Here is a 12796-nt window from a genome sequence, read left to right on the forward strand (position 1 = left end):
CGCACTGAATCCCGTAATCGGGATGATCAACTCTCGAAAATATCGGTTTTAACCCCATGGGCCAGCCATATACTGAAGCTATGGAAATCCACGGCTGGCACAGCAACCCAATAACAATAAACCGTGATTCTGAACGGCGTAATGACGCTGCTTGCTGCGCAAATACATGATCAAACAGGTGATATATGAAAGAGTTTCGACACTTTATTAATGGTGAATATGTTGCATCTCTGAGCAACCGGACATTTGAAAATCGTAATCCGGTTGATAACAGCCTGATTGGCCTGGTGCACGAAGCCGGAAAAGAAGAAGTAGACGCCGCCGTTAAAGCGGCCAAAAAAGCACTCAAGGGGCCATGGGGCAAATACACCCAGGCACAACGTATCGAGCTGCTGAACAAGGTAGCCGATCGCATCAACGAACGCTTTGATGAATTCCTGCAAGCCGAATGTCTGGATACCGGCAAGCCCCACAGCATTGCCAGCCATATCGACATTCCGCGAGGAGCCGCCAACTTCAAGGCCTTCTCCGAAACCCTGGCCAACCATCCGACCGAAAATTTTCATCTGGATACCCCCGATGGCAAAGGCGCCATCAATATGGGCCACCGTACCCCCAAGGGCGTGATTGCCGTTATCTCCCCCTGGAACCTGCCCTTATTGCTGATGACCTGGAAAGTAGGCCCGGCACTGGCGTGCGGTAATACCGTGGTGGTCAAACCATCAGAAGAAACCCCGGCCACCACCACCTTGCTGGGTGAAGTCATGAACGAATGTGGCGTTCCTGCCGGTGTCTTTAACGTGGTTCATGGCCTGGGGCCAAACTCCGCGGGTGAATTTCTCACCACCCATCCGCTGGTCGATGCCATTACCTTTACCGGCGAAACCCGCACCGGCGAAATCATTATGAAAGCCGCCGCCTGTGGCCTGCGTAATATCTCGCTGGAATGTGGCGGCAAAAATGCCGGTATCGTTTTTGCCGATTGCGATATCGAAAAAGCCGTCGAAGGCACCATGCGTTCCGCCTTCGTCAACTGCGGTCAGGTGTGCCTGGGCACCGAACGGGTGTACGTCGAACGGTCAGTGTATGACCAGTTCCTGACCCGTATGAAAGAAGAAGTCGCCAAACTCAAGCTGGGTCGCCCGGAAGACAAGCAAGCCAACTTCGGCCCGCTGGTTAGCCTGGAACACCGCGACAAGGTTGCTTACTACTACAACCTGGCCAAAGAAGAAGGCGCGACCGTAGAAATTGGTGGCGGTATCCCGGATATGGGCGCAGCAATGAACGACGGTGCCTGGATTGAACCGACCATCTGGACTGGCTTGCCAGACGATGCCCGAGTGGTACGTGAAGAAATTTTTGGCCCTTGCTGTCATATCCGCCCCTTCGATACCGAAGAAGAAGTGATCGAACTGGCTAACGATACCGTATACGGCCTGGCCGCCGCGATCTGGACTGAAAATACCTCGCAAGCCATCCGGGTAGCAGAACAGATGGAAGCCGGTATCGTCTGGGTCAACTCCTGGTTCCTGCGTGACTTGCGTACCGCCTTTGGTGGTGCCAAACAGTCAGGTATTGGTCGGGAAGGCGGCGTTCACGGTCTGGAGTTTTATACCGAACTGAAAAACATCTGCATCAAACTGTAAAACCCAAAACGGCACCAGCAAGACAACGTACTTGTTGATGCCGACAATACCGCCACAACGAAGGAATCATTATGCCGATTATTCAAGTCAGTATTATCGAAGGTCGCCCGGATGAGATGAAAGAACAATTGATTGTTGAACTGACCGAAGCGGCGGTTCGGGCGTTGGATGCACCGCGAGAGAGTGTGCGGGTATTGATTAGCGAAATGCCCAAACAGCATTTTGGTATTGGCGGTGTCTCGGTAAAAAAACTGGGACGCTGACGTTCACTGGTTGCTCGGCGATCAACCACTTGCTTGCCCGCATACTATGCGGGCTTTTTTATGGGCTATTACAACCTGCAGCGGCCACATATGGCGAATAGTGGTATCAGCCCTCTCGCAGCAGAAGAAAAACTTAACACTGTGTCCGGGATTAGTTGACCACTACAAAGTGACTCTCACCTCCACAGCTTACCTCCAGTCCGCTGCTGATTGAATCGCGCTGGATTTGCTCTTAACCTTCTCTTAACCCCACCTTAACCTTGGCTGCTCTAGCATGGCCGACCAGATTCCCGCGGAGTATCTTTTATGCCTTTTCCGGCATTCCCGTTGCCCCTGATTCCACGAACAGCCCGGCTGCTACCTGTCATGTTACTGGCGGGGTGTGCCAGTTTGTCTGGCGAGCAGCAAGCGGTACAGCAAACCTTGATGGATGAACAGGCCAGCGTTCAGCAGTGGCAAGCCACTCCCGTGACTTCTGTGGCAGGGGAGGAAGCGGTCGAGTCCAACAGTCTGCTGGCGCTATTGCCAGACGAGCAGTTAACCCAACTGGTCAAACAAAGCCTGGCCGCCAATCCCGGATTGCAGCAAACCTGGCTGACGTTGCAGGTTTTGCGTAGCAGCCAGCTTGGTGTGGAAGCCAATCAGTTACCGGAAGCCGATCTGTCCTTGTCTGGCAGTCGTAGCGAAGACGATGGCAACAGCTTTACCACTGAGCTATCGGTCAGCTGGGAGCTGGATTTATGGGCCAGGCTTGCCGATAGCAGCTCGGCGGCGGCGGCGGATGTGGCCGAGCAGCTGGCGTTATACCAGTCGGCCCGAGACACACAGGTGGCGGAGGTGATGTCGTCCTGGTTGCAACTGATCCAGCTGAACAACGCCATTCAGGTGCAGGCGTTATTGCTGGATTCGCTGCGCAAAAATGAAGACGCCATTATCCAGCGTTATCGTCGGGGGGTGGGCGATCTGGATGACCTCGACAGTGCCCGTTCCTCATTGGCCAGTGCCGAGTCGACCCAGGCGGATAACTACTACCAGTTAGCGGCGGCCAAACGCAGCCTGCGCACCTTGCTGGGACGTGTAACGGATACCGCCGAGGATGACGCGGAAGTACCGATTCCGACAGATTATCCTGCGGTGTTATTGCCACTGGTGGAGCTGCCGGAGCAGACGCTGGCGCGTCGGCCGGATTTGCAGGCTGCCTGGCAGGCGCTGCAAGCCGCCGATTTGCGTACCCAGGTTGCCTATAAGGATATGTTGCCTTCCCTGAGCATTTCTGCAGCTCTGTCGGATACCGCGACGTCGCCGTCCTCTTCTTTGTTGACAGATCCGGTCTGGAGTCTGCTGGGACAGCTTACCGCGCCTTTGTTTCGGGGTGGGGAGTTAAAAGCGGCGGCTCGTACCGCTGAATTGAATGCTGCGGTGGCGGCCCAGTCCTACCGTGAAACGCTACTGACGGCGGTCGTAGAGGTTGAGAATGCTCTCGATCAGGAGGCTACCCTGGCGCGGCAGCAAGAGGCGATTCAACGTGCGTTAGAGAGCGCCCGCGCCAATGAAACACGTTACGTGCGGCGCTATCGTTCCGGCCTGGTGGATATGCTCGATCTGTTATCGGTACAACAGTCCCGTTACAGCCTGGAAGACACTCTGAATACATTGACTTATCAACGCTTGAGCAACCGCATTACGCTGGGTTTGGCACTGGGATTACCGGGTACCGTAACCCTGGAGAACCTCACCGCATCACCTGCCCAAGCGGTATCCGAATCCTTACCTGCATCTTCATCTGACTTATCTGCGGAGACCCTCTGATATGAGCGCTAACCCGTCCATTTCGACTCACACTGGCTGGCGCAAACTGATCTGGCTCGGCCTTGCTGTCGTCTTTTTAGCTGCTGTTGTGGCCTGGAACCAATACCAGATGGCGCAGCAAAATAGCCGCCCAATGCCCGGGCAGGCTGCCGGGAAAGGGGGTGCTCCGGCAGCTGGCGGCCAGCAAGGCGGGGCGGGTGGTCGGCCTGCTGAAGAAGCCGTGGTGGCCGCGTCTGTTCGAGTGGTGGAGGTGACTGCCGCTACGTATCAGGCGGAGTTATCGGGTTATGGATCTGCCGAGGCACATTTTCAGTTAAGCCTGACTGCCCGGGTCGCCGGTAATATTGAGCGTATAACGGATCTGTTCGACAGTGGCCGCCGGGTCGCTCAGGGGGCGGTGCTGGCGACTCTGGAAAACAGTAGCTATCAGGCTGAGGTGGCGGAAGCAGAACAGGACGTTGCCGATGCCCGGCTGGCGTTGCTGGAAGAACAGCGCGAAGTCGAGCAGGCACTGGATGAATGGCAAGCTGCTGGCCTGTCTGGTGAACCGGACTCACCCTTGTTGCTGCGTGAACCACAACTGGCCGCCGCGGAAGCTGCGTTAAAAAACGCCGAGGCGGCATTACGCTCAGCGCGCAAACAACTGTCCTGGACTCGAATCACAGCCCCGTTTGATGCCCTGGTTGTTGAGCGTCTGGTCAGCCCGGGAGAATACGTCAGTGCCGGTGGTGATATTGCGACCTTGTACAGTACCGACCGGGTTGAGGTGTCGGTGGCGTTGTCGGAACAGGAATGGGCCATGCTGCCTGGTATAGAGACGTTGCTGGATGGTCAATGGCCGGTAACGCTGACGTCGGTGGAGTCCGATGGGCAGTGGCAAGGGGTGGTGCTGCGGGCCGAGCAGCATATGGACGAAGAGACGCGTCAGCGTGCCTTGATTGTGGCGGTAGAAAAGCCTCTGGATCAACAACCGATGTTACAACCCGGGTTGTTTGTGAAGGTATCGCTACTGGGTAAATCGGTTGATCAGTTATGGAAATTACCGGCTTCGGCCTTGAGCCAGCGTGGCGAAATCTGGCTGGTGAATGACCGCGATCTGTTGGAAAAATACGTCGCGGATACCCTGTTCAGCGATGCCAACTTTATTTATACCTCTGTGCCGGAAGGGTTGAGTGGAACGCATAAGGTGGTGGTGCAACCCCTGTCGAGTTATGTCGAAAAAAGCCTGGTCAAGCCGGTTGTGTTGACGCTGGGCAAGACCGGAATTGTCGACGCCCAGACCGAGGAAACAACGTATGAGTAACCTCAGCAAGCCATCGTCAGGAGGGATTATCGGCTGGTTTGCCTGTAATCCGGTGGCGGCCAACTTGTTGCTGGGGTTGGTGATTATTCTCGGGGTGTTGCAGGTCACCGAGCTGCGCAAGGAGGCGTTCCCCAGTCTGGAGCCGAATGAAGTCACGGTGTCCGTGAGCTACAGCAGTGGTTCGGCGGTACAGTCTGAGGAAGGGGTTGCGATCAAGATCGAAGAAGCGCTGGAAGGCGTGATCGGTATCGATAGCGTTACCTCAACGTCCACCGGCAGCAGCGTCAGCGTGACCGTTGAGCGTAAATCCGATTACGACCTGGATACCCTGTTGCGGGATGTGCGTGCCGAAGTCGACAGTATTTCGACTTTTCCGGCCGATGCCAAAAATCCGGTGATTGCCAAGGCGCAGCGGGAAGAACATGCGCTCTGGCTGCAATTTTATGGGGATGTGGATCGCCACACCTTGCAGCAACTGGGTACCGAACTGAAATCCGATTTGTTGGCGCGTACTGAGATCAGCAGTGTGTCGAAGTCGGGTTGGCGTGATCCGCAAATGGTGATCGAAATCGATGAGGGGCGCTTGCAAGCCTATGGCTTGAGCTTGTCGGATGTGGAAGATGCGGTCAATTCCGGCTCGGCTACCAGCATGACCGCCGTATTAAAGAGCAAGAACCTGTATTTGCAATTACAAGCCTCGGAGCAGGCTTACGATGTTACCGATTTTGAGCAATTGCCGCTGATCAGCCTCGACAGTGGTCGTCAGCTGTTATTGGGCGATGTGGCTCGGGTACGGGATACCTATGATGAAGACACGGTGGTGTTATCGCGCTTTCAGGGGCAGAACAGTATTGCCTTGCAGGTGATTACGACGGGTCAGGATGATATTTCCGACTCGGTGATCGCCGCCCGTGCGGTGGTGGAAGAGTGGCAGCAAAGTGGCCGCATTCCAGACTCGGTGCAGTTGGAAACCTGGTATGACCGCAGTGAATCGATCAACAGCCGGTTGGCCTTGCTGGTCAAAAACGCCGTGACTGGTGTGTTGATGGTGTTTGTACTGCTGGCGCTGTTTTTGAACGTCAGTGTTGCCTTTTGGGTTGCTATGGGGCTGCCGTTTATTTTCTTCGGCACCATGTACTTTATGGGTGATGGCTGGGCCGGGATGTCGCTGAATTCGTTTACCACCTTCGGTTTTATCATGGCACTGGGGATCGTGGTCGATGATGCGGTGGTGGTGGGGGAAAGTGTCTATACCGAGCGAAGTCGGCACGGCGATACCATGAAAAATACCATCGCCGGTACCATGCGAGTGGCTATTCCGACCATGTTCGGGGTATTTACCACGGTGGCGGCATTTTATTCGTTATCCCATATCGAAGGTCGCCTGGGGCAGGTGTACAGCCAGTTTGCCGGCGTCGTCACCATCTGTCTGTTGCTGTCGCTGGTGGAGTCGAAGCTGATCTTGCCAGCGCATTTGGCGCATCTGAATACCCACAAACGGCCACGCCGTCATCTGTTGGCTCGCGCCTGGGGCCGGGTTCAGCACGGCTGTGACTCCGGGTTGCAGTGGTTTAGCGAGCGCCTGTATCGCCCATTGATTGATACCGCGCTGGCGCAGCGTTATGCCGTACTGGTGGTATTTGCGGCCTTGTTTGTGCTGGTGGTGGGGATGCCGTTTACCGGAGCGGTGCGGGTCAGCTTTTTCCCGGATGTGGAAGGCGATACCGTGCGGGCCTCGCTGTCGATGGAGCAGGATGCCAGCTACGGCCTGACCCACAGCCATTTGCTGACGCTGGAGCAGCAGGCTTATGAGATTGACCAGCGGCTGGGGGGCGGCGGGATTGCCAATCTGCAAGTGATGTCCAGTGCTGACCAGTCCGGCTCCCTGACGATTGAACTGGCTGCCGATGCGCCGTACCGGATCACCGAGTTTACTCGTCAATGGAAGGCCTTGGCCGGGATGCCGGAAGGGGTCAAAACCCTGCGTATCCAGAGCCGTCGCGAGTCGATATCCGCATTGCGGGTGGAATTGCGCGCCAGTGCCGATGATGTGCTGGAAGGGGCCGGTGCTGCGTTTCGTACCAGTCTGGCGGCGATTCCCGGTGTCAGTGGCGTCGAAGACAATCTGGACCCGACCCAGCCACAAGTCAGCCTGTCGCTGAATGCCCAGGGTGAGGCTCTGGGCCTGACCACTTCGATGCTGGCGCAGCAGATACTGCAGGCTTTCAGTGGCCAGGTGGTGCAACGTTACCAGCGTGGCAGTGATGAAATTGAAGTGACGGTACGTTATCCGTTGACGGATCGTCAGAATCCAGCCGATGTACTGAGTGCCCGGGTACGGACGGACGATGGCACCGTGGTACCGCTGGCGGCTGTGGCGACCATTAGCTATGGCTATTCCCGCGATACCATTACGCGTATTGATGGCAAGCGGGCGGTCTACCTGACCGCTGATGTCGACAAGGATATTCTGTCGGCGACGGAGCTGGTCAGCTTGCTGAAGCGTGATGTTGCCCCACAGCTGGAAAAACAGTATCCGGGGCTGGATATACATTTTGCCGGTGAGGCAGAAGAGCAGGCCACCACCCAGTCGAGCATGACGGCGCTGTTTATTGTGGCCATGCTGGTGATTTACATTTTGCTGGCCGTGCCGCTGCAGTCGTATTTTCAGCCGCTGATTATTATGGTGGCGATTCCATTTGGCATTATGGGAGCAATTCTGGGGCACTGGATGACCGGCCTGTCGCTCACCATTCAGTCGTTTTTTGGCATTATCGCCCTGAGTGGGGTTGTGGTGAATGACAGCCTGTTGCTGGTGTCCCGCTTTAATGAGCTGAAGCCGGATGCGGCGCATTTCAACAGCGCGATCAGTCTGGCCTGCCGGGATCGTTTGCGGGCGGTATTGCTCACCTCGGTGACGACCTTTGCGGGTCTGGCGCCGTTGTTGGGGGAAACCGACCGTCAGGCGCAGTTCCTGATTCCGGCGGCGGTGTCGTTGGGTTACGGTATTTTGTTTGCTACCGTGATTACGCTGATTCTGATTCCAGCCTTGTTGGCGGTGCAGCATGATGTGATTGATCTGCTGGCGGCCTTGCGGCAACGGCTCGGATGGCCGTCTGACGATAAGGATGCTGCCCCTACCACAGGAGACAAGCCGTGCTGAGCGTGTTACTGGTCGAGGATGATCTCGACCTGGCGGCCACTCTGGTTGATTACCTGTTGCTGGAAGATATCCAGTGCGATCACGCCAGCAATGGTGTGGCCGGGCTGACGCTGATGGCAGACAATGAGTATCGCGTGCTGCTACTGGATCTGAACCTGCCCCGGCTGGATGGCATCAGTATTTGCCAGCGATTACGGCAGTTGGGCAACGATACGCCGATCCTGATGTTGACGGCCCGTGACCAGCTCACCGATAAGCGGGATGGCTTTCAGGCTGGCACCGACGACTATCTGGTCAAGCCGTTTGAAATGAGCGAGCTGGTGATGCGGGTAAAGGCATTGGCTCGCCGTCGTAGTGGCCAGGTGATGCGGCTGGATTGTGGTGATTTGGTGATGGATCTGAGCAGTCGTGTGGTGACACGGGGAGAACGCGAAATTCATCTGTCGCCCACTGGCTGGATCTTGCTGGAAACCCTGTTGCGGGCATCTCCTGCGGTGGTCAGCCGGCGTCAACTGGCACAAGCGGTCTGGGGCGACGAAGCCCCGGACAGCAACAGTCTTAAAGTACATCTGTTTAATCTGCGCAAGTCTGTGGATGGTCAGGCCGACGTGAACCTGATGCATACCCTGGCGGGGCAGGGGATTGCGCTGCGCGTACCGGATGTCAGTAACGAGCCATCGTCCTGATGCGTATCAGTCTGAAGTGGTTGTTGATTCTGGCCTTCCTGCTACTGGGGTTACTGCTGACGGTGGGTTATTCGATGCTCAGTGTGCAGTATATGATCCGCGGCATGGATGTGGTGATGGTGCAGGATATGGAACACACGCTAAAGAAGCTGACCTCTGCTACCCATCCTCCTGATGCTGGCGAATACGCCGATTTTTATATTGCGCCGGACTGGGCACAACAGCCCGCGGTGATACAGCGGGTATTTGAACAGGCACCCAAGACGGCGGGTGTACTGTACAAGCGCCGTATTGCCGAACAGGGTGACGAGCACCCCAATATGCACTTTGTGATGCGTTATCGACTGGGCCGGGAAAATGACGGGCGGGACTGGTACATCAGCCGAACCCTGGAACACTCCACCCGGTCGGAACTGGTCAGCACCCAGATTGACAGCAGCCGTCGACGGCTGCATTGGATTCTGGCATCAACCCTGGTGCTGATCGTGACGATCGCAGTGTTATTGTTCCGTTTTTTATCGCGTCCGGCAGGGCGTTTGCTGGACTGGACACGAGAGCTGGATGCCAGCGAGCTGGCACAACCGGTGCCGGATTTTGGTTATTCGGAGCTGAATGAACTGGCCAGCCTGATGCATGGCAGTTTGACCAGCGTGCAGCAAACGCTGAATCGCGAACAGGCGTTTTTACGCCATGCCAGCCATGAATTACGTACACCGATTGCCGTGGTGCGTAATAACACCGAGCTGTTGCGACGACTGACGGAACGCCACACGCCGCTGGACGACACGCGGGTGCTGGCCACGGTGGCGCGGCTGGAACGGGCGGGTATCACCATGGCCCAGTTGACCGAAACCCTGTTGTGGCTGAGCCGGGATGATATCGCCAGTTTGCCGGTGCGACAGATTGCGCCTAGCGACCTGTTGCTGCAACTGGTGGATGAGCTGACCTTTTTGCTGAACAACAAAACGATCGAACTGGTGGTGGAAACCGATACCGACTGGCAGACCCGTCTGCCGGAAACTCCGCTGCGGATTGTGCTGGGGAATATTATTCGCAATGCCTTCCAGCACACCTGGGAAGGCCGCGTGGAAATTTATCAGCAAGGCAGCCGGATTGTGGTGAATAACTACGACAGCACAATGCCGGGCGAAAATACCTTGCTCGCCAGCCAGAATGCCGCTGACAGCGGTCAATATGACCAGGGCTTCGGGCTGGGATTGCAGCTGACCCGGCAATTGACGAAGCGATTGAACTGGGACTATCACAACCATGCCGAAGCGGATGGTCATCGGGTTATTCTGGATATTGGCGCCGGCGATGGACCGTCACAGCCCAGCTGACCGGCCATGTGCCTGAGTGGCTAATTTGCGAGCAGGCCTCGACCGGGCCTGCTTCTCTGGCATAATCAGCCGATCATGTTAAAGGCTGGTACTTATGTCTCTACAACCCGATGCCATACTGATCCGACGTGCGGCCATGGCCTCCATTGCCACAGCGGTGATACTGCTGGTGGCCAAACTCGGTGCCTGGAGCGTCAGTGACTCGACCAGTGTGCTGTCGTCGCTGCTGGACTCCCTGATGGATATCGCCGCTTCTGTGGTGAATTTTTTTGCCATCCGTTATGCCCTGATGCCTGCGGATGATGAGCATCCCTTTGGTCACAGCAAGGCCGAAGGTCTGGCTGCACTGGTGCAGTCGGCCTTTATTCTGGGGTCGGTGGTCGCGTTATTGCTGCACGTCACCGATCGTCTGCTGGACCCTCAGCCGCTCAAGGCGTTGGGTGAAAGCATCGGCGTGATGTTGTTTTCGACCGCACTGACCACGGCGCTGGTGCTGTATCAACGCTGGGTCGTCCGCAAGACTGGCTCGCTCGCAGTAAAAGCGGATTCCGCTCATTATTACGGCGATATTCTCACCAGTCTGGCGGTCGTGGTTGCGCTGCTTGGGGCCTGGTTTGGCCAGTATTGGCTCGACCCGGTGATTGCGCTGGTGATTGCGCTGGTACTGGTGCGCAGTGTGTATGAAATCATCCAGGAGGCGCTGGTGGTGCTGATGGATCAGGCCATGCCAGAAGCAGAAGAGACGGAGTTGCATCAGTTGATCAAGGGCGTTGATGGCGTGCGTGGTTTTCATGATATGAAAACCCGTCAGGCCGGTGCCGTGCAGTTTATCCAATTTCATCTGGATATGGATGGCGACCAGACACTGAACCGTGCCCATGCCATTGGTGATCAGGTCGAGGCGGCGATTCTGGCGCGTTTCCCCCGTGCCGAGGTGCTTATTCATCATGACCCGGTCTGACCGGGCCAGTTGGGCCGGGAGTATTACCATTGCCGCTCTCAGCCTGCAGCTTGTACCGGCGCAGGCACTTACAACGGAGCCTTATCTCCGCGCTGGCCAGGAAACCTTGCAGGTGGAAGAAACGGATACCGTCGAGCCCTCTTATGAGTCAGAAACCCTGATTTCAGGGGAGATGGTGGAGCGCTCACGGGAATGGCTGGCCAACCATCTGGACAATTTGTCGGGCGGTCTGGACAGCTTTTTTGTTGATACCTTTTTCAGTGAAGATATTTTTGACGATGACGTCAAGGGCAGCCGGGCCAAACTGTCGCTTTATACTCGCCGGGAGCTGGGCGATCCGGTGGATTACAAATTTGGTATCAGTGTCAATCTGGAGCTGCCACACATCAGTGAACGGCTGAACCTGTTGCTGGAATCGGAAGAAGAAGAAGCGCGGGAAGCGGACCCGCTGGAAAGTATCGAAAACAATAATTATTCGGCTGCCTTGCGGTTTATTCTGCAGGAGAGCGAGCGCTGGAAAACCAATATTGATGCCGGTATCCGCTGGGGATTACCCCCGGACCCGTTTGTCCGTCTCCGGGCCAGGCGTTACAGCTACTTTGCTGAATGGGAAATGAAAGCGACCCAGAACTTTTCGTATTTTGCCAGCGAAGGCTGGGGCGAATACACCAGCGTACAGATGAACTACCCACTCAATATCGAAAAATTGTTTCGGGTGAATGCCAAAGCCAGTTATTTGCTTAACGATGATTACTTCAAGCTGTCTTACAGTGGTGGCTTGTATCACGAACTCAGCCAGCGTGCCGCGCTGGGTTACGTTGCCGGTGCCAGTGGTGATACAGAAGCCAGCGCCAGTTTCTATAATTACAGCGTCAGTGTCCGGTATCGCCGCCAGATTTATCAGGACTGGGTCTTTGCCGAACTGGCTCCGGAACTGGTGTGGGAGCGGGACAAGGATTACGAAACCACGCCGGTGATCATGTTCCGGATCGAGAGCGTGATTTCCAAATAACGCAGCCAGTAATCAAAAATCCCACTGATAGCCCGAAGACAGGTCGATGCGAGGCGTGTCGTCGAGGTAATACCCTCTATTCTGCAGTTCATCAATCCGGTCATCAGCGGCGCTGCTGGTGATATACAACAAGTCTATGCCCCAGCCCTGATAACCGGCGCGGGTACCCCAGCCGATACCCAGCGTCAGGCCATTAAAGGATTCATAATCGCTTTTGCAGTAGTAGCCATTGCAGGTACTGATCTCCAGCACCGTATTGGTACCGTAGAGCACAGTCAGACGCCAGTCACGATGATTCGAAAAAGCCGTGGAAGGATAGAAGCGTGCCCCGACTTCCCATCCTGCTCCACCCTGGTTAAGACCCAGAGCCGCCAATGTATCGATATGGTCGTGGAGCTGATAGGAGAGATTTGTTCCCAGACTGCCTCCGTATGGGGTTCCCAACCCGAGACCGAAGGACAGGTCATCGGCGAGCACGGCAGGAGTCGCAGTCAGAGCCGCGATGGCGATCAGTAGAGTTGGAGAAGAAACAGGTGTCACAATTCAGATCCTTGAAAAGACGAAATGGCGGAATCCATAGTCTGTTGTAAGGCCCAAAGAAAAACAACTGGCT

10 protein-coding genes are annotated in these 12796 nt (G+C 55.9%); 9 read left to right on the forward strand and 1 reads right to left on the reverse strand.

Annotated elements, in window-relative coordinates; all coding sequences use genetic code 11:
- Positions 1 to 185: 185 nt before the first annotated feature.
- From Q4551_RS09310 to Q4551_RS09350, 9 genes are all read left to right on the forward strand, one after another.
- Entirely contained in the window at positions 186 to 1646 is a 1461-nt protein-coding gene (locus Q4551_RS09310; RefSeq protein WP_303433299.1) for a 2-hydroxymuconic semialdehyde dehydrogenase, read from the forward strand.
- A 71-nt stretch (positions 1647 to 1717) separates the two neighbouring features.
- Positions 1718 to 1909: a 4-oxalocrotonate tautomerase gene (locus tag Q4551_RS09315; RefSeq protein ID WP_303433300.1), complete on the forward strand. Its 192-nt coding sequence runs from the start codon at positions 1718 to 1720 to the stop codon at positions 1907 to 1909.
- Positions 1910 to 2215: 306 nt separating this feature from the next.
- Positions 2216 to 3718 carry a TolC family protein gene (locus Q4551_RS09320; protein WP_303433301.1) on the forward strand — a complete coding sequence of 501 codons (1503 nt, stop codon included), beginning with the start codon at positions 2216 to 2218 and terminating at the stop codon, positions 3716 to 3718.
- A 1-nt stretch (position 3719) separates the two neighbouring features.
- Entirely contained in the window at positions 3720 to 5021 is a 1302-nt protein-coding gene (locus Q4551_RS09325; RefSeq protein ID WP_303433302.1) for an efflux RND transporter periplasmic adaptor subunit, read from the forward strand.
- Complete coding sequence (locus Q4551_RS09330; protein ID WP_303433303.1) at positions 5014 to 8184, forward strand: efflux RND transporter permease subunit; 3171 nt, start codon at positions 5014 to 5016, stop codon at positions 8182 to 8184. Before Q4551_RS09325 ends, Q4551_RS09330 begins: the two co-directional genes overlap by 8 nt.
- Positions 8178 to 8870 carry a response regulator transcription factor gene (locus Q4551_RS09335; protein ID WP_303433304.1) on the forward strand — a complete coding sequence of 231 codons (693 nt, stop codon included), beginning with the start codon at positions 8178 to 8180 and terminating at the stop codon, positions 8868 to 8870. The genes Q4551_RS09330 and Q4551_RS09335 overlap by 7 nt, the downstream gene beginning before the upstream one ends.
- Positions 8870 to 10210 carry a HAMP domain-containing sensor histidine kinase gene (locus Q4551_RS09340; protein WP_303433305.1) on the forward strand — a complete coding sequence of 447 codons (1341 nt, stop codon included), beginning with the start codon at positions 8870 to 8872 and terminating at the stop codon, positions 10208 to 10210. The genes Q4551_RS09335 and Q4551_RS09340 overlap by 1 nt, the downstream gene beginning before the upstream one ends.
- 94 nt (positions 10211 to 10304) lie before the next feature.
- A complete protein-coding gene (locus Q4551_RS09345) occupies positions 10305 to 11171 on the forward strand; it encodes a cation diffusion facilitator family transporter (RefSeq protein ID WP_303433306.1) in 867 nt (288 codons plus the stop codon).
- Positions 11158 to 12183, forward strand: coding sequence for a hypothetical protein (locus Q4551_RS09350; protein WP_303433307.1), 1026 nt, complete (start codon positions 11158 to 11160; stop codon positions 12181 to 12183). Before Q4551_RS09345 ends, Q4551_RS09350 begins: the two co-directional genes overlap by 14 nt.
- Before the next feature lie 12 nt (positions 12184 to 12195).
- On the opposite strand, the gene Q4551_RS09355 is transcribed toward Q4551_RS09350, so the two are convergent.
- Positions 12196 to 12723, reverse strand: coding sequence for a hypothetical protein (locus tag Q4551_RS09355; RefSeq protein WP_303433308.1), 528 nt, complete (start codon positions 12721 to 12723; stop codon positions 12196 to 12198).
- Between the last annotated feature and the right edge of the window lie 73 nt (positions 12724 to 12796).

The sequence above is a fragment of the Oceanobacter sp. 5_MG-2023 genome (genome assembly GCF_030548165.1).
GTDB lineage: Bacteria > Pseudomonadota > Gammaproteobacteria > Pseudomonadales > Oceanobacteraceae > Oceanobacter.

Bases quoted from the DNA above. Each gene is read 5' to 3' on its own strand.
- Q4551_RS09310 (WP_303433299.1), top strand. From the start codon at position 186: ATGAAAGAGTTTCGACACTTTATTAATGGTGAATATGTTGCATCTCTG.
- Q4551_RS09315 (WP_303433300.1), top strand. From the start codon at position 1,718: ATGCCGATTATTCAAGTCAGTATTATCGAAGGTCGCCCGGATGAGATG.
- Q4551_RS09320 (WP_303433301.1), top strand. From the start codon at position 2,216: ATGCCTTTTCCGGCATTCCCGTTGCCCCTGATTCCACGAACAGCCCGG.
- Q4551_RS09325 (WP_303433302.1), top strand. From the start codon at position 3,720: ATGAGCGCTAACCCGTCCATTTCGACTCACACTGGCTGGCGCAAACTG.
- Q4551_RS09330 (WP_303433303.1), top strand. From the start codon at position 5,014: ATGAGTAACCTCAGCAAGCCATCGTCAGGAGGGATTATCGGCTGGTTT.
- Q4551_RS09340 (WP_303433305.1), top strand. From the start codon at position 8,870: ATGCGTATCAGTCTGAAGTGGTTGTTGATTCTGGCCTTCCTGCTACTG.
- Q4551_RS09345 (WP_303433306.1), top strand. From the start codon at position 10,305: ATGTCTCTACAACCCGATGCCATACTGATCCGACGTGCGGCCATGGCC.
- Q4551_RS09350 (WP_303433307.1), top strand. From the start codon at position 11,158: ATGACCCGGTCTGACCGGGCCAGTTGGGCCGGGAGTATTACCATTGCC.